Origin of the sequence: Bradyrhizobium sp. 190, from assembly GCF_023073415.1 — a bacterium.
Classification (GTDB): domain Bacteria; phylum Pseudomonadota; class Alphaproteobacteria; order Rhizobiales; family Xanthobacteraceae; genus Bradyrhizobium.
On record NZ_JADPJL010000008.1, the window covers coordinates 344,733 to 359,465 of the forward strand.

Consider the following 14,733-nt stretch of genomic DNA (forward strand, 5'->3'; position numbering starts at 1 on the left):
ATTAACTATGCGAACGCCGTGCCATGTCGTGTTTCTGATGCAATGCCTTGATATTTCTGGATGTTCGTCGGAGGCATGATGCCGCGGCGGCTTCACCACGATGGGCGAAACTGCCGCATGTCGGCAGATTTTGCCGGGCTATTTACGCATCATTAACCATAAGGAGGCGAAGGTCCCTCTATTCTCACGCCGAGATCACCACGATGCGCATCTACGGACCGAACGGCACCACGCTTGGATCGGCCGCGACTAACACGCGGCGAACCAGTTCAAGCGGCTTCTCGCTGCCAGAAGCGCCGTCGACTCCCGAGGAGCCGCGCTCGGCCGCAGCACCCAGGGCCGCCGGCAACATCGATGCGCTGCTTGCGCTGCAGGGTGTCGAAGATCCGACCGAGCGCCGCAAGCGTTCGGTGGCGCGGGGTAGGGGCGCGCTCGATGTGCTCGACGAGCTCAAGATCGGACTGCTCTCCGGCAATCTCGATGCTTCCACGATGAACCGGCTGCGCGACGCCGCGGCCAATTTGAAATCCTCCTCCGGCGATCCCGGCCTCGATGCGGTGCTGTCCGAGATTGAGCTGCGGGTTGAAGTCGAGCTGGCAAAGGCCGGCCGATTCTAGATTTCAGCGCATGTCATCGGATGAGGGCGGTGTAGCTCACGCCGCCATGTCCTTGCGCGCCGCGTCGTAACGGCGCTGCGCGTTCAGCACCTCCTTCAGGTTCTTCTCCGCCCACTCCCGCAACGGATCGACCGCGCCGGCGAGCGTGGCGCCGAGCGGCGTGATCGAATACTCCACCGTCACCGGCACGGTCGCGATCGCGCGTCGCCGGATCAGTCCGTCGCGTTCGAGCGACTTGAGAACCTGGCTCAGCATCTTCTGCGAGATGCCTTCAATGGTGCGGCGTAACGCATTGAAACGCATCGGCTCGCCGCGCACGAGAAGCAGGATTAACACCGCCCATTTGTCGCCGACGCGATCGAGAATCTGGCGCGTCGGGCAATCGGCCGAATAAGCGTTCGGGGTTTTCGAATTGGCGGCTTTCACGGCGGTTACTCCGGCGTAATCAGGTGACCCAAAAGTGCTCTCTTCACACTTACATCCCTTTCGCTATCTAGTCACCATTGGATACCACATTCGCGTATCGCAAAGGAGACTTCCATGAAAATCGCCGTCATCGGCGCGTCGGGCAATGCCGGTTCGCGCATCACCACTGAGATCGCCCGCCGCGGTCACAGCGTGACCGCCATCGCCCGCCATCCCGAAAAGATCGCAAGCGAGGCCAACGTCACTGCAACCAAAGGCGACCTCATGGACCAGGCGGCGCTGACCCGCCTCCTGGCCGGCCATGATGCGGCGATCAGTTCGGTCCACTTTCTCGCCAGCGATCCGCTCAAGCTGATCGGGGCCGCCAGGGATTCGAAGGTCGCCCGCTACCTCGTCGTCGGCGGCGCCGGCAGCCTCGAAGCGGCCCCCGGTGTCCGGCTGGTCACCACCCCCGGCTTTCCCCTGGTATACAAGGCGGAAGCCGAGAAGGGCGCCGCGTTCCTCGACCTGCTACGGGCCGAGAAGGAACTCAGCTGGACCTTCCTGTCGCCCTCGGCCTTGTTTGTGGCCGGCGAGCGAACCGGCAAGTTCCGTCTCGGGACCGACCAGCTTTTGACCGCTGACGACGGCAAAAGCTCGATTTCCTTCGAGGATTTCGCAGTTGCACTCGCCGACGAGATCGAACGCCCTGCCCATATCCGTAAGCGTTTTACGGTCGGATATTAAGGCAGCGGGCCGCCCCGATAGTTTTGCCTGTGCAAGGCCTTGGGGGCGGTACTCCCACGGGGACGGACGATATTGTCTGTCACAACCCGCCGCTATATAAGGCCGGCGCGGACGGACAATTTTCCGCCCCGCCTTGCACGTGAAGATGGGCTGGCCTTGGAAAAGTTGAAGAATTATCGACCCTCCGAAAAAGAGCCTTTCATGAACGACCGCCAGCGCGATTATTTTCGCGCCAAGCTGCTGGCGTGGAAGGACGAGATCCTGAGGGAATCAAAGATTACCCTGCAGACCCTCCAGGAAGAGAACGTCAATCATCCCGATCTGGCTGATCGCGCCTCTTCCGAAACCGATCGCGCCATCGAACTGCGCGCCCGCGACCGCCAGCGCAAATTGATCTCCAAGATCGACGCCGCGCTGCAACGCATCGAGGACAACACCTACGGCTATTGCGAGGAGACCGGCGAGCCGATCTCGCTCAAACGGCTGGAGGCCCGCCCGATTGCAACGCTGTCGGTGGAGGCGCAGGAACGTCACGAGAAGCGTGAGAAGGTTTACCGGGACGAGTAGGGCATTGACGGGCGACTGACCGCCGTGTGCGATCAGCGCTGCGCCTTGCAACAAGAAAGCCGCCGCTGATGGACAACATTCTTGCGGCCGCACAGACCATCGCTACTGCCCGCCGCAACCGCGCGCCGCTGGCCTCGCTTCCCGCTGAGCTCGTGCCCGGCGATGAGGCGGCAGGCTATGGCATTCAACGCGCCGTCCACGACCTCCTGCTGCCGCAGACAGGCAGCCTGGTCGGTTACAAGATCGGCTGCACCAGCGCGGTGATGCAGCAATATCTCGACATCTCCCATCCCTGCGCCGGCGGCGTGTTTGCCAAGGGCGTTCACGACAGCGGCGCCAAGCTGCGCTACGGCGACTATGTCCGTGTCGGCGTCGAATGCGAGATCGCGATGCGGCTCGCACGCAATCTTGCGCCGTCGGAGGCCCCGTTCACCGCGGAGTGGATGATGGAGGCGATCGAGGCCTATCACCCGGCGATCGAGATCGTCGACGACCGTTACGTCAAATGGGAGACGATGGGCGCGCCGACGCTCGTTGCCGATGATTTCTTCGCCGCCGGCTGCGTGCTCGGCAAGGCGGTGGGGCGCACCAAGGCGCCGGACCTGCTCACGGTCAAGGGCCGCGCCATCGTCAACGGCAAGGAAGCCGGGCGCGGCACCGGCGCCGACGTGCTCGCCCATCCCCACAACGCGCTCGCCTGGCTCGCCAATCATCTCGCCGAAGAGGGCAAGGGACTGCATGCCGGGCAGATCGTGCTCACGGGCAGTCTGGTGAAAACCGTGTGGCTCGATGCGGGCGACAGCGTGAAGATGGAGCTGGATGGGGACGGTGGAAGCGAAGTTCAAATGAATCGTAGGGTGGGCAAAGCGAAGCGTGCCCACCATTCAGCACAATGATTGTGAGAGATGGTGGGCACGCTGCGCTTTGCCCACCCTACGGTCCGGGTGTGTAATGGCAGAAAGCGTTCCGTCGGTTCTCGAATCAGACGCGACAGGTGAAATCGCCGACATCTATGCCGATATTCGAAAAGTTCTCGGCACCAGCGTGGTCAACCTGATCTGGCGCAACCTCGCGACCATGCCGGGCGCGCTGGAATGGACGTGGTCCACCGTCCGCCCGCTCTATCTCGGCGACGGCCCATTGCATGCCGAAGCCGTCAGGAAAACAATCGCGCTACCGGACTGGCCCGGCTTCTCCACCGACACCTTGGCTGCCGCCGGCGTGGACGAGACCGAACGCGCGCTCATCCGTGACGTGCTCGACAGCTATCAACATACCAACGCGCTCGCACTCGTCGTGCTCTCGGCGCTGCTGGCGCATTACGAGCCGCGCCCGGCCGATACCGTAACGGCCGCCGATACCGCGCCAAAACCGTCCGGCGCCAAGATCCCGGAATTGCCGCCGATGGATGCGCTCGATCCCGAAGTGGCGGCGCTGGTCGGCGAATTGAATTCCTTCGGCGAAGACACCGAGCCGCAGCTGATCGCGAGTATGTACCGGCATCTCGCTTACTGGCCGGCCTATCTGGCGCTGGTGCGAACCATGCTCGCGCCACTGCAGCGGGAAGGGCGGCTAAATGCGCTGACGCTTTCGACTCGCGCGCTTGGGTATGCTCATGGCGCTGTTCTCGCGCCGCAACTGAAACCTGCCGCGCCACCAGATACGCTGAAGGGCGCGCTCGCTTCCTGCCGACTGTTCGTCGAACATCCGATCGCACGCATGACGGGGCTCTGCGCCCTGATCCGGCGCGCGACGCCGGAGTGACGCATCAGCCGTCGGAGCACTTCAGATCGGACTTATCCCAGAATGCCTTGATTGCATTGAAGGGCACGCTGAGTCGTTCCCGATTCCCCATCAATCGCAGCAAGACCTCGAAGCGGTCGTCCTTTATGTTCAACTGCTCGAAGTCATTCTGCAGGATGATGGTCATATCGTCGGGATATTTCGACTTGAGGCCGATCGACAGTTTCACACCCTCGGCGTGGGTGCGGAACGTGATATTGATCGGCCGCTGCTCCGAGGCGAGCTTGAGCGTCTCGGCGATCCTGGTGCGCGACGTAGGCTTGCTGCACGGCTCGGCAAACGCAGGCGAGGCCGGGATGAGGGTCGCGAGGAGGAGAAGCATTGTTGCATAGGAGATGGCCATACCCTGCACTTGCGGGGTATCCAGCACGCCGCGACCTGTCGTGTCCATCACTGCTGTCTCTGGAATACTCGATCGCCTGCCTGCGAGGACGAACGACAACTGGCTGTGTGTTTGCGTTGCCGCGGCTCGCTTCACCCAAGGTCATGCTAACTGGTTCCTTCAAAAAAGAAAGAGGGCGCAGGGGGATGCGGGTCGGGCACCCGCAGCCCGTGTGCATTGGTCGCAGGCACACCGTCACCACAGGTACTCCGGATCACCTGATGCTCCCTGTGCAGTGGCTTTAACGGCTTAAGTCGTGCTCTCGCCAACGACGAGTTCGTCTCGCCACCGTCGCCGGAAAATTAATGGTTAATCGAAAACCTGGTCGGGCTCGAAGAAGGTTCGCCTGCGTGGCGCTAATAGCGGATGCCAGGACTAATTCGATCGTGCCGCCCGCAGCTTCGTTAACCATCGTGTCGGGCGGGCATGGCTGCCGACCGAACTCCTGAGCGCCCTTCGTTTGCGCGCCGTTGCGTACTCAGGGAATGGGGCCCTGCGACAAACTTGCACACACGACGCTGGCGCGCCACCGCATCGTCCGTGACGATTCGCAGCATTGTCATTGTTGTGGGGATTGGGCGCAGCGCGCTTGCGTGCATTCGTGGCGCACCCGCGATGAAGAACGGCGTGACCGGCACGACGACCGGCAGCTCCAGGCCTTCGCCGAAGGACACCAGCACGCAAGGTACGGGGACTGCGGGCGCCGTGGACAAGAAGGGCGATGCCATTTCTCCCGGCGAAACCATGAAGAAGTGACGTTCCGGGGAAGGAACGATTCTTGACCGGGAAAATTATGCAATCGTGTCGCTAGACACGCGGTAACCTTCTCAGGCTTCGGCGCAATCTCCTCCCCCCGAGAGGCGCTGAAGCCTGCCTTTTTCGCGACCTTGTCGAGAAGACGCGAAAGCGCTGTTTCGCTTCTCTCGCGGCGGCACCGGCGGCTGCGTCCCTGGAGATTCGCGCGCGGCGCTCCTCATCAAAGGACCGATGGTTTAGGGCGGCACGATCGAACGCGCACTATGGGGAAATGACAAACCTGCCAATGGCCCGGTTCCGCAGCGGCGCTTCTAGCCGAGCGGTTGGCAATCGCATCGCCGTCACAGGCTGATGACATACGCGCTCATCGCCAGCAGGACGGCGACGCTTATGGCGATAATGATCAAGAAGAATTTTCCCATTGCTCTGTCTCCCGCAGATCCCAACGCAAAGCAGCAGGAATAGTTCTCCGCTGACAGGCGAGCGCACCCGCGTTCGCAGAAGGGCCCGCCATCGAGGCGGGCCCTTCGGAAGTAAAGGCGTGAGAGAGATCAGATCGCGACGCCGTAGTAGTCGTTGACGGCGCGGGTCCTGGTCGGGTCGCTCCAGTTCCAGGTGTTGTCGTTGCGGTAATGCGGTGCGTCCTTGAGCTGTGCTTCCGTCACACCGGTGACGTAGCCGCCGAGCGAGGTATCGTATTTCAGCGATTGCCAGGGCAGCGGATAATGGTCGTCGCCGATGCCGAGAAAACCGCCAAAGGAGAGCACGGCGTAGGACACCCTGCCGCTCTTCTTGTCGATCATGACACGCTCGATCGAGCCGATCTTGTTGCTATCGGCGCCGTAGACCGCAGTTCCCTCGACCTTGTCGCTGCCGATCAGGTTGCCGGTTTCGCTTGCTTCCAAAGACATGGTTTCCTCCAGCTGACATTTGAAGGACGGAAAACGAAGCGCGCGAGGAAACGTTCCTGATAGGAGAGCTACGCGTCGCCGCCATAAGCAGTGAAGTCATGCGAGTAGCGCGGTTCCTGTGTTACGTTTTGGACAAGCGAAGATTGCTGATCGTGGTTGTCGCGGCAGTTGCCCGCGAAGAAATCGCGACGCGGCCTGAAGCGCGCTCGATCACCTAACAGTGACCCTCGCGATGTGAAACGCCTCACGCGGTGCTTCCGAGATTGGGCGCAACGAATGTCGAAGGAAACGTAGGAGGGAAAGATGCGTATAGTATTTCTTGCCTTCGTGACATCGGCAATTGTCTTCTTCACCGGCATTAACGCGGCCTCTGCGAACGATTACCCTTATTGCATTCAGGGCGACGACTTCGCCGGCGGGACGGGCGAGTGTATCTTCACCACCAGCGCGCAGTGCCGGGCCGCGGCTTCGGGCCGGACGGCTTCTTGTGTGGAGAATCGCAACTTCAGCGCCAACGCCCAGCTCATTGACAAGAGCCGTGCGCGTCGTCGTTCGAACTGAAATCGAACGGCGCCAGTCGCATTCGTTACCTTTCGCGATACGCCCTTCAAAAACGACCACGGCCCTCGCCAGGGGAGCTAGCGAGGGCCGCGTTGATACACCTCATCGCGCCCAGGTTCGCGATGGAGTGTGGGAGCTCGGGATAAGACTCTTATTTGGGCATGATCTTTTCCAATGACTGGTGTCCACTTGGGATTATGCCCGCTAGAACGGCACAGCACGTCCATCACCAGCTCGCAGTCGCGGGCATGCGAGCCGCCGCAGGGCTTTCCCATGCGGGGCTTGGCTGTTATTGTCCCGACAGAGAGCCTGAATGGCCCACGAGACGACACCGGGAGATGACGGATGGCAAGGACGTTGGTGACGATGGCCGGCGCTGCCGCGCTGATCGGGGTGCTGGCTGCTTTATCTGCGCCGGCGATGGCGCAATATCCCGACCGCCCCATCAAGATGATCGTGCCATGGGCCGCGGGCGGCGATACCGACAACATCTTCCGGCCATTCGCCGTTGAATTCCAGAAGCACATCGGCCAGCCGGTGGTCGTCGCCAATGTCGGCGGCGCATCCGGCACCACCGGCGCGCGCGAGGCGAAGGCAGCGGCGCCCGACGGCTATACGGTCTACGCCGTGCACGACTATATCCACCTGACGTTCTACGCAGGCATCAGTGACGTCAAATACAGCGACTTCGAGCCGATCTGCCTGGTCGCAGCGACGCCCTCGGTACTGACCGCAAGCGCCAAAACGCCCTGGAAGAACTGGCAGGAACTCGCCGACGATGCCAAGAAGCGGCCGGGCGAGATCACCGTCGGCGCCACGCTCGGCTCGACCAGCCATATCTTCCCGGCAATGATCGAGAAGGCGGCCGGCGTGAAATTCAAGTTCGTGTCCTACGACGGCCTGGCCCCGCGGATGAATGCGCTGCTCGGCGGTCATATCAACCTTACGGACTCCAACCTGACGCAGAAGGGCAAGGTCGAAGCCGGCCTGCTGCGCTACATCGCGATCGCGAGCGAGAAGCGCGATCCGGAAGCGCCCGACGTGCCGACGCTCAAGGATCTCGGCATGAACATCGTGTACGAAGTGGCGCGCGGCATCCTCGTCCCCAAAGGGACGCCCGCGCCGGTGCGCGCCAAGCTCGAAGAGGGCTGCGCCAAGGCGACCAAGGAGGCGAGCTTCGCTCAAGCGATGAAAGTGCAAGGCACCCGCGTGGCGTTCCTCAATGCCAATGACTATGCGCAGTTCCTCGCCAAGATCGACAACGAGAACAAGGTCGTCATGACCGATCTCGGCCTGATCAAGAAATGAGTACCGGCCGCGACGGAATTGCCGGGCTGATCCTGCTCGCGGTCAGCCTGGTACTCCTGGTCAAGTCGTTCCAGCTTCCGTCCCTTCCCATCGTTCCGGTCGGGCCGGGCTTTTACCCGGCCATCGTGCTGTCGTTGATGGCGGCCGCGAGTGCGCTGCTGGTCCTGCAGGATCTCATGAAGCGCCGCCCGGCGGCCGCAGCCGGCGAGGGCGACGCGCCGCGACGAAACTATCGCCTGGTCGTGATCGCGTTCGCGATCGTCGGCGCCTATGTGGTTCTGCTGCCGCTCGTGGGATTTCGCGTCGCCACGGTCTTGTTCGTCGGCGCGTTGCAGGCCGCATTGGACCGGCCGCGAACGGCGCGGCAATGGGGTGTACTCGCCGCGATCGCGCTCGGCACCGCCATGGCGAGTTACTTCGTCTTTGAACGATACCTGCTGGTGCTGCTGCCACGCGGTGCGTGGACGGGTTTCTGATGCTCGATTTGCTCTGGAACGGCCTCGTCAACATCGCTCAGTGGAAATACCTGCTGCCGCTTTTTGCCGGCACATTCATCGGCGTGATCGGCGGCTCTCTGCCGGGCGTCACCATCACCATGACGGTCATCGTTGTGCTGCCGTTCACCTACGGGCTCGATCCGCTGGCGGGCCTTGCGGCGATGACCGGCGTCTATGTCGGCGGCTCTACCGGCGGCCTCATCGCCTGCTGTCTGCTCGGTATCCCTGGCTCGCCTTCTTCGATCGCCACCACGTTCGACGGCTTTCCAATGGCACGCAACGGCGAGCCGGGCCGCGCCATCTGGCTCGGCGTCTGGGCTTCGGTCTGGGGCGGCCTGCTCGGCGCTCTGTTCCTGGTGTTCCTCACCGGGCCGCTTGCGGCGATCGCGCTGGAATTCGGGCCGTGGGAATACTTCTCGCTGTTCGTGCTCGCCATGGCGATGGTGGCAGGTCTCACGGAATCCTCGCTGCTGAAGGGACTGATCTCGACCGCCATCGGGTTGTTGATCACGGTGGTCGGCCACGATCCGATCGGTAGCGTGCCGCGCTTTACCTTCGGCTCGCAGTTCATCGGCGGCGGCTTCCCGTTCCTCCCGGTGCTGATCGGCATTTTCGCTTTCGCCCAGATCATGACCGATCTGGAGAAGCTGAATTCGCCGCGCGGCCAGGCGGTGGAATCGCTGGTTGGGACCAAGCTTGAGCGCTTCTCGCACCTCAAGGTGAACCTGGAAATCTTCAAGCAGCCGTTCCTGCTCGCGTGGTCAACGATCGTCGGGCTGATCATCGGAATCCTGCCTGCCATCGGCGGCAGCGCATCGAGCGTCATGGCCTATGACCAGGCCAAGAAATTCTCGAAAACGCCGGAGCGTTTCGGCAGGGGGCACCCCGAGGGCATCATCGCTTCGGAAGCCTCGAACAACGCCAATGTCAGCGGCTCGCTGATGACCATCATGGCATTCGGCATCCCCGGTGACGCTGTCACCGCCGTGATGCTCGGCGCGATGACGATCCACGGCATTCAGTCGGGACCGCTATTCATCTCGCAAAACCCCGATATCGCCTATGGCATCTATGCGGCCTACATTCTGGCGCACCCCTGCATGCTGCTGATCTGTATTGTGCTGATGCCGCTGATGCTGCGTGTGACCTCGGTGCGGATGGCGGTGCTGGCGCCGGTCGTGCTCGTGCTCTGTGTCGTCGGCGCCTACGCGCTCAACAATACCATGCAGAGCGTCTACGTGCTTCTGATGTTCGGCGTCGTCGGCTACGTGCTGGTCAAGCTCGGCTTCCCGCTCGCGCCCCTGATCCTCGGCTTGATTCTTGGCGACCAGATCGAGATCAACCTGGTGCGCGCGATCATGACCGACGCGAATCCCTGGCTTTTCCTGACGCGGCCGATCTCCGGCTTGCTGCTGCTGGCGGCGGCGGCCTCGGTCGTGCTGGCGATATGGCAGCATTGGCGCCACCAGAATCGGTTGGCTGAGGAAGAGCCGGATTTTTGAGCCGCAACGAGGTGCCCTTCGGCAGCCCGCGTCGCCGCCGATCCAGGCCCGACGCTATCATCAGGTCCAGCCCTTTAGATCGATCGCCGTTGCCGGCCGGCGAAGAGACCGTAGACAAAGAGCACAATGATGGCGCCGACTACCGCACCGATCAGGCCCGCGCCTTCTCCGGAACTGTACCATCCGAGCGCCTGACCGAGATAAGTCGCCACGAAGGCGCCGACGATGCCCAGTATGGTGGTGAGAATGAAGCCTGAGGGCTCGTTGTCTCCAGGCATCATGAACTTGGCAATCACGCCGGCAATGAAACCAATGATGATCGTCCAAATTATGCCCATCTCGATGCTCCGTTCCTGATTGCTCCGACGTCACGTCCATCAATTCATGCTGCAGGCAAACGGCCGTCCGGCGTGTATTTGTCGACGGCTGCCGGAAGCTCGCGCGACAATCTCGCCAGGATTTCCTCCTGCGACAGTCCGGTTTGCTGTTCGAGTTGTGCCAGAACGTCGGAGCCAATCGCCTGCTTCAATTCCGGGGGCGAGACATCCTTGTTCGGGCCCTGATTGACCCAGGATTCAGCCTTGTCGCCCTGGCCGTTTTGCTGGAACTTATCGAGTAGTTCGCCGATCCCGCCGTTGAGGAGGCCGCCAACCCCGGCGCCGCCCAACATTCCGCCCAGATTGCCCAGCAAGCCGCCCGGGGGTTGCTGACCGGAGCCTTCATTCGGCTGGCCGCCGCCAGCGCCCTTGAGAAGTTCTGCCAGTTTGTCGCGGTTCTGATATCCGGCAATGGCGAGTAGCCCGAGAAGGGCAGTCATCGATGGCATTCCGCGGCTCATGATAGCCTCCCTGTAGTTGTGGTGCTGTCAGGAACGCAGGGCGGAAGCTTCGGTTCCATGCGTGATCGGCCGTAAGGGAGACAACACGCCCCCAGGCCGCCGCAAGCTCAAGATGATGGTTCTCACGCAAACGACCACGGCCTCCGTCAGGGGAGCTGGCGGAGGCCGTGTTGATACACTTCATCGCGCCTAGGTTCGCGATGGAGTGTGGGAGCTCTAAGAAAAACTAGAACGGCAGCAGCACGTCCATCACCTGCTGGCCGTAGCGGGGTTGCTGCACGTCGGTGATCTGGCCGCGGCCGCCATAGGCGATGCGGGCCTGCGCGATCTTGCTTGATTCGATCGTGTTGTCACTCTGGATGTCTTCTGGGCGGACGATGCCGGCGACGATCAATTCGCGGATCTCGAAATTGACGCGAATTTCCTGCTTGCCCTCGACCACGAGATTGCCGTTCGGCAGCACCTGCGTCACCACGGCCGCGACGTTGGTCTGCAGCGCTTCCTGGCGGTTGACCGAACCCTTGCCGTCGCTGGAAGAGGTGGAGTCCGTGGTCAGGATGCGGCCGGGCAGGATTTTGGCCGGTTGCGTGATCGTCTGGGCACCGATGAAATCGGTTATTCCCGAATCTTCCTTGCTCGTGCGACTGCGCTGGGTCTCGTTGGCGATGTTGGCCCTGTCGGTGATATTGACGGTGACCGTCAGGATATCGCCGATGCGCGCGGCGCGCTGATCCTTGAAGAAGGCGCGCGAGCCGTTCCGCCACAGCGAGTTGGCATTGTAGGAGGCCTGTTCCGGCTTCGGCATCGGCATCTGCACCGGCTTGTAGCCGGGCTGCGTGGTCGGGTTTTCGATCTCCGTCAGCTTCGGCTTTTCGCCGATCTGCGACAGACGGTCGATCGAGGAACAACCGCTGGCCAAGGCGGCCAGCGACAGCATGGCGCCAGTGAGAATGATGCGGTTGAGACGGATGACTGACATTTACATTACTCGGCTTTTGGAGCGACTGGCGAACTGACGATGGCTACGGCAACGGGCGCGGGTTGTGTCACATCGCTGGTCTGCGGCAGGCGGGACGCCGCCGGCGTGATCGAGACGGGACTAATCGAGATCTGACCGCGGCCGATCACGGTGCCGGACAGCGTGCGCTTCGACTGCACGTTCATGACGTTGACGACGTCGCCTTCGGTGCCGTTGTCCAGCGCCTTGCCGCGCATGGTGAGGTAGATTCCGGGCGCCTCGTAGACCAACATGACGTTCTGGTCGCGTTGTACCAGATCGGGCTTGACGAGATCGGCGGTGCGGATCGCCTGGCCGGCACGGAGCTGGCGGCGGGCCTGCATGCCCACCGCGCGGTCGCGCGCGGCGGCATCAGCCCCGACTTCCGCTTTCGGGCGGCGCTCGACCACCACGTCGGACGATTTCAGGATCTCATTGCGCTCGACATTGCGTGCCAGCACAGTGGCTTCGACGATCTCGATCGCCGTGCCGGTGAAACGCAGCTTGGCCGCGGCGGCGCCGTTCTCGTTGCTGATTTCAAAGGTGACGTCGAAGCGGCCGTTGCGGTTGTCGTAGCGCACGATGGCTGCCTGCATGGCACCGGTGAAGCCGGCGTCCAGCCTGACGTCGCTGGGGTCGCGGTCGAAGGTCAGCGACAGATTGGCGGCGTCGCCGAGACCGTTGCGGCGCTCCAGCGCGCGGGCGATCTGCTGCTCGATATCCCTGCCTTCGAGCGTGCGGGCCAGACGCGTCACCGAAATTTCCTTCAGGTCGCGGGCATCGACGCCGATCACATGATGGCCGCGAAGGGTGTTGAGCACCTGCGCGACCGGCAGCGAGCCCGTGGTGCCCAGATCCGGCGCGCGGTAGATCGCGATCTGCGCGGCGCTGCCGGCATTGTCGATGACGTCGCCGATCCGCACCAGATCGCCCGACACCTGCACGTTGGCGCGCAGTACCGGCGCGGCGATCACGGTGCGGTTCGCGAAGGTTTCCTGGGTCTGCGCGACCGCGGCCGCACTCGATATGGCGATCAGGGCTGTGGCCAGGAGGAGGGCGCGGGCGATCATGACCAGTCCTTTAGCGGAACATGTTGGAGGTGGATTGCAGCATCTGGTCCGCCGCGCTGACGATCTTGGCGTTCATCTCATAGGCGCGCTGGGCGGCGATCAGGTCGGAGATTTCGGTCACCACTTCGACATTGGCCTGTTCGAGATTGCCCTGCTGCATGTCGCCAAAACCGTCGGTATTGGCGACGCCGTCCTGCGGCGTGCCGGAGGCCGGCGTATCCGTGAACAGATTGTCGCCGATCGGGTTGAGGCCGGCCTTGTTGATGAAGCGGGTCAGGCCGATCTGGCCGACCAGGGTCGGCGTGGTCGAGCCCGGCACCACCACCGTGACCTGGCCCTGCGCGTTGACGGTGATCTGCGAGGAATTTTGCGGGATCGTGATCGTCGGCTGCACCGGATTGCCCTGCGCGGTGACGACACGGCCCTGCGCGTCCATCATGAACGAGCCGTCGCGGGTATAGGCATAGGTGCCGTCGGGCACCTGGATCTTGAAGAAGCCTTCGCCGCGGATCGCGACATCGAGGTCGTTGCCGGTCGGCGACAGCGTGCCCTGGCCCATCAGGCGCGGCGTGCCGACGGTCTTGACGCCGCCGCCGATGTCGACGCCGACGGGCAGGATGGTGCCCTGGTCGGAGGCCTGCGCGCCGACGCGGCGCACATGGTCGTAGATCAGATCCTGAAACGCTGCGCGCTGCTTCTTGTAGCCGGTGGTGCGCATGTTGGCGATGTTGTTGGAGATCACCTGAACGTTGAGTTCCTGTGCCGCCATGCCGGTCGCTGCTGTGTAGAGGGCGCGCATCGATCTATTCCTTAAGCGTTATGCCGGAACGTCGGCGAGTTTCTCGACTGCGGTTCGGTGCAGGTCGTGCTGCTGCTGCAACATCGTCGAGATCTGCGTGTAGGCGCGCGTGATCTCGATCATGCGGCTCATTTCGTGAACGGAATTTACGTTCGATTTCTCGATGAAGCCTTGGCGGACCCGCGAGGCGGTGTCGGGCTGGGCGGCGACGCCCTGGCCCGCCGAGTAGAGGTTGCCGCCTTCCTTCACGAGCTTCTGGGCATCGGCAAAATTGACCAGCCGCAGCTTGCCGCGGACCGAGTCGGTGCTGCCGGTGCCCTCGAGGACCGTGATATTGCCGTCGGCTGCGATGTTGATCGCCTTGTCGGTCGGCTGGAACACGATCGGGCCGGAGGTACCCAGCACCGGGTCGCCGCTCGCGGTGACAAGCTGGCCTTGATTGTTGATCTGCAGGCCGCCGTCACGGGTGTAGCGCTCGCCGGCGGCCGTCTGCACCACCAGGAAGGCGTTGCCGTCGATCGCGACGTCGAGCGGATTCTTGGTCTGCTCGGAGGGGCCGGCTGCGAAATCGTGAAAGGTGGCGCGGTCGTGCACGAAGGAGACGCGGCGGTCGGCGCGCTGGAAATTGTCTTCATGCGCCGGCGAGCGCAGATATTCCTCGAACAGCGACCGGTCGGCCTTGAAGCCAGTCGTGTTGATGTTGGCGACGTTGTTGGCGATGACGTCCAACTGCCGTTCCAGCGTCATCTTCCGCGAAAGTCCGACGAGAAGCATATTCTCCATCGGTGGTTCTCCCCTTGATCGATCCGAAGCAGGCTCTCCCAAGCCCGCGGTCCGGATCCGTCGTAAACCTTTGGGCTCTCCCAAGCCGGCAGGTCACGCCAGTTACTCAGCGAAAGCCGTGCCAAGTCGGGAAGCTATGGTTTTTTAAGGGGTTAATCGTTTTTCGGGGCGCGGCGAGGGCGGCAGAAAG

At 62.6% G+C, this 14,733-nt stretch carries 19 protein-coding genes; 10 read left to right on the plus strand and 9 right to left on the minus strand.

Features of this window, described 5'->3' with window-relative positions; all coding sequences use genetic code 11:
- Positions 1-203 precede the first annotated feature (203 nt).
- Positions 204-617, plus strand: a complete 414-nt coding sequence (locus IVB22_RS05360) for a flagellar assembly protein FliX (RefSeq protein ID WP_247516268.1) — start codon at positions 204-206, stop codon at positions 615-617.
- 36 nt (positions 618-653) lie between these two features.
- Here the strand turns inward: IVB22_RS05360 and IVB22_RS05365 are convergent, their stop codons facing one another.
- Positions 654-1,043: a helix-turn-helix domain-containing protein gene (locus tag IVB22_RS05365; RefSeq protein WP_247516269.1), complete on the minus strand. Its 390-nt coding sequence runs from the start codon at positions 1,041-1,043 to the stop codon at positions 654-656.
- A 114-nt stretch (positions 1,044-1,157) separates the two neighbouring features.
- Between IVB22_RS05365 and IVB22_RS05370 the strand changes: the two genes are divergently transcribed.
- From IVB22_RS05370 to IVB22_RS05385, 4 genes are all read left to right on the plus strand, one after another.
- Positions 1,158-1,769, plus strand: coding sequence for an NAD(P)-dependent oxidoreductase (locus IVB22_RS05370; protein WP_247516270.1), 612 nt, complete (start codon positions 1,158-1,160; stop codon positions 1,767-1,769).
- Between the two features lie 201 nt (positions 1,770-1,970).
- Positions 1,971-2,336, plus strand: coding sequence for an RNA polymerase-binding protein DksA (dksA, locus tag IVB22_RS05375; protein WP_092509290.1), 366 nt, complete (start codon positions 1,971-1,973; stop codon positions 2,334-2,336).
- Positions 2,337-2,404: 68 nt separating this feature from the next.
- Positions 2,405-3,232: a 2-keto-4-pentenoate hydratase gene (locus tag IVB22_RS05380; RefSeq protein ID WP_247516271.1), complete on the plus strand. Its 828-nt coding sequence runs from the start codon at positions 2,405-2,407 to the stop codon at positions 3,230-3,232.
- A 55-nt stretch (positions 3,233-3,287) separates the two neighbouring features.
- Entirely contained in the window at positions 3,288-4,100 is an 813-nt protein-coding gene (locus tag IVB22_RS05385) for a hypothetical protein (RefSeq protein WP_247516272.1), read from the plus strand.
- Positions 4,101-4,104: 4 nt separating this feature from the next.
- Here the strand turns inward: IVB22_RS05385 and IVB22_RS05390 are convergent, their stop codons facing one another.
- Positions 4,105-4,617 carry a ClpXP protease specificity-enhancing factor SspB gene (locus IVB22_RS05390; RefSeq protein WP_247516273.1) on the minus strand — a complete coding sequence of 171 codons (513 nt, stop codon included), beginning with the start codon at positions 4,615-4,617 and terminating at the stop codon, positions 4,105-4,107.
- Positions 4,618-5,061: 444 nt separating this feature from the next.
- On the opposite strand from IVB22_RS05390, the gene IVB22_RS05395 reads away from it, so the two are divergent.
- The gene (locus tag IVB22_RS05395) at positions 5,062-5,277 is read left to right on the plus strand and encodes a hypothetical protein (protein WP_247516274.1); all 216 of its coding nucleotides are present in this window, start codon (positions 5,062-5,064) and stop codon (positions 5,275-5,277) included.
- 551 nt (positions 5,278-5,828) lie between these two features.
- On the opposite strand, the gene IVB22_RS05400 is transcribed toward IVB22_RS05395, so the two are convergent.
- Positions 5,829-6,188 (minus strand): PRC-barrel domain-containing protein, encoded by a 360-nt coding sequence (locus IVB22_RS05400; RefSeq protein ID WP_247516275.1) that lies wholly within the window; start codon positions 6,186-6,188, stop codon positions 5,829-5,831.
- Between the two features lie 303 nt (positions 6,189-6,491).
- On the opposite strand from IVB22_RS05400, the gene IVB22_RS05405 reads away from it, so the two are divergent.
- The 4 genes from IVB22_RS05405 (at position 6,492) to IVB22_RS05420 (ending at position 10,056) form a co-directional block, all read left to right on the plus strand.
- Entirely contained in the window at positions 6,492-6,749 is a 258-nt protein-coding gene (locus tag IVB22_RS05405) for a DUF3551 domain-containing protein (RefSeq protein WP_247516276.1), read from the plus strand.
- Between the two features lie 345 nt (positions 6,750-7,094).
- On the plus strand, positions 7,095-8,057 hold the full coding sequence (locus tag IVB22_RS05410; RefSeq protein WP_247516277.1) for a tripartite tricarboxylate transporter substrate binding protein: 963 nt from the start codon (positions 7,095-7,097) through the stop codon (positions 8,055-8,057).
- Positions 8,054-8,533 (plus strand): tripartite tricarboxylate transporter TctB family protein, encoded by a 480-nt coding sequence (locus IVB22_RS05415; RefSeq protein ID WP_247516278.1) that lies wholly within the window; start codon positions 8,054-8,056, stop codon positions 8,531-8,533. The genes IVB22_RS05410 and IVB22_RS05415 overlap by 4 nt, the downstream gene beginning before the upstream one ends.
- Positions 8,533-10,056 carry a tripartite tricarboxylate transporter permease gene (locus IVB22_RS05420; protein WP_247516279.1) on the plus strand — a complete coding sequence of 508 codons (1,524 nt, stop codon included), beginning with the start codon at positions 8,533-8,535 and terminating at the stop codon, positions 10,054-10,056. The genes IVB22_RS05415 and IVB22_RS05420 overlap by 1 nt, the downstream gene beginning before the upstream one ends.
- A 74-nt stretch (positions 10,057-10,130) precedes the next feature.
- On the opposite strand, the gene IVB22_RS05425 is transcribed toward IVB22_RS05420, so the two are convergent.
- The 6 genes from IVB22_RS05425 to flgF form a co-directional block, all read right to left on the minus strand.
- A complete protein-coding gene (locus tag IVB22_RS05425; RefSeq protein ID WP_247516280.1) occupies positions 10,131-10,394 on the minus strand; it encodes a GlsB/YeaQ/YmgE family stress response membrane protein in 264 nt (87 codons plus the stop codon).
- Positions 10,395-10,438: 44 nt separating this feature from the next.
- On the minus strand, positions 10,439-10,894 hold the full coding sequence (locus tag IVB22_RS05430; RefSeq protein WP_247516281.1) for a YidB family protein: 456 nt from the start codon (positions 10,892-10,894) through the stop codon (positions 10,439-10,441).
- Between the two features lie 226 nt (positions 10,895-11,120).
- Positions 11,121-11,873 carry a flagellar basal body L-ring protein FlgH gene (flgH, locus tag IVB22_RS05435; RefSeq protein WP_247516282.1) on the minus strand — a complete coding sequence of 251 codons (753 nt, stop codon included), beginning with the start codon at positions 11,871-11,873 and terminating at the stop codon, positions 11,121-11,123.
- A gap of 5 nt (positions 11,874-11,878) precedes the next feature.
- Positions 11,879-12,961, minus strand: a complete 1,083-nt coding sequence (gene flgA, locus IVB22_RS05440; protein ID WP_247516283.1) for a flagellar basal body P-ring formation chaperone FlgA — start codon at positions 12,959-12,961, stop codon at positions 11,879-11,881.
- A gap of 10 nt (positions 12,962-12,971) precedes the next feature.
- Positions 12,972-13,760: a flagellar basal-body rod protein FlgG gene (gene flgG, locus IVB22_RS05445; RefSeq protein ID WP_247516284.1), complete on the minus strand. Its 789-nt coding sequence runs from the start codon at positions 13,758-13,760 to the stop codon at positions 12,972-12,974.
- Positions 13,761-13,778: 18 nt separating this feature from the next.
- Positions 13,779-14,543: a flagellar basal-body rod protein FlgF gene (gene flgF, locus IVB22_RS05450; protein ID WP_247516285.1), complete on the minus strand. Its 765-nt coding sequence runs from the start codon at positions 14,541-14,543 to the stop codon at positions 13,779-13,781.
- Positions 14,544-14,733 lie beyond the last annotated feature (190 nt).

Bases quoted from the DNA above. Each gene is read 5' to 3' on its own strand.
- IVB22_RS05360 (WP_247516268.1), top strand. From the start codon at position 204: ATGCGCATCTACGGACCGAACGGCACCACGCTTGGATCGGCCGCGACT.
- IVB22_RS05370 (WP_247516270.1), top strand. From the start codon at position 1,158: ATGAAAATCGCCGTCATCGGCGCGTCGGGCAATGCCGGTTCGCGCATC.
- dksA (WP_092509290.1), top strand. From the start codon at position 1,971: ATGAACGACCGCCAGCGCGATTATTTTCGCGCCAAGCTGCTGGCGTGG.
- IVB22_RS05380 (WP_247516271.1), top strand. From the start codon at position 2,405: ATGGACAACATTCTTGCGGCCGCACAGACCATCGCTACTGCCCGCCGC.
- IVB22_RS05385 (WP_247516272.1), top strand. From the start codon at position 3,288: ATGGCAGAAAGCGTTCCGTCGGTTCTCGAATCAGACGCGACAGGTGAA.
- IVB22_RS05400 (WP_247516275.1), bottom strand. From the start codon at position 6,188: ATGTCTTTGGAAGCAAGCGAAACCGGCAACCTGATCGGCAGCGACAAG.
- IVB22_RS05405 (WP_247516276.1), top strand. From the start codon at position 6,492: ATGCGTATAGTATTTCTTGCCTTCGTGACATCGGCAATTGTCTTCTTC.
- IVB22_RS05410 (WP_247516277.1), top strand. From the start codon at position 7,095: ATGGCAAGGACGTTGGTGACGATGGCCGGCGCTGCCGCGCTGATCGGG.
- IVB22_RS05415 (WP_247516278.1), top strand. From the start codon at position 8,054: ATGAGTACCGGCCGCGACGGAATTGCCGGGCTGATCCTGCTCGCGGTC.
- IVB22_RS05420 (WP_247516279.1), top strand. From the start codon at position 8,533: ATGCTCGATTTGCTCTGGAACGGCCTCGTCAACATCGCTCAGTGGAAA.
- IVB22_RS05425 (WP_247516280.1), bottom strand. From the start codon at position 10,394: ATGGGCATAATTTGGACGATCATCATTGGTTTCATTGCCGGCGTGATT.
- IVB22_RS05430 (WP_247516281.1), bottom strand. From the start codon at position 10,894: ATGAGCCGCGGAATGCCATCGATGACTGCCCTTCTCGGGCTACTCGCC.
- flgH (WP_247516282.1), bottom strand. From the start codon at position 11,873: ATGTCAGTCATCCGTCTCAACCGCATCATTCTCACTGGCGCCATGCTG.
- flgA (WP_247516283.1), bottom strand. From the start codon at position 12,961: ATGATCGCCCGCGCCCTCCTCCTGGCCACAGCCCTGATCGCCATATCG.
- flgG (WP_247516284.1), bottom strand. From the start codon at position 13,760: ATGCGCGCCCTCTACACAGCAGCGACCGGCATGGCGGCACAGGAACTC.
- flgF (WP_247516285.1), bottom strand. From the start codon at position 14,543: ATGGAGAATATGCTTCTCGTCGGACTTTCGCGGAAGATGACGCTGGAA.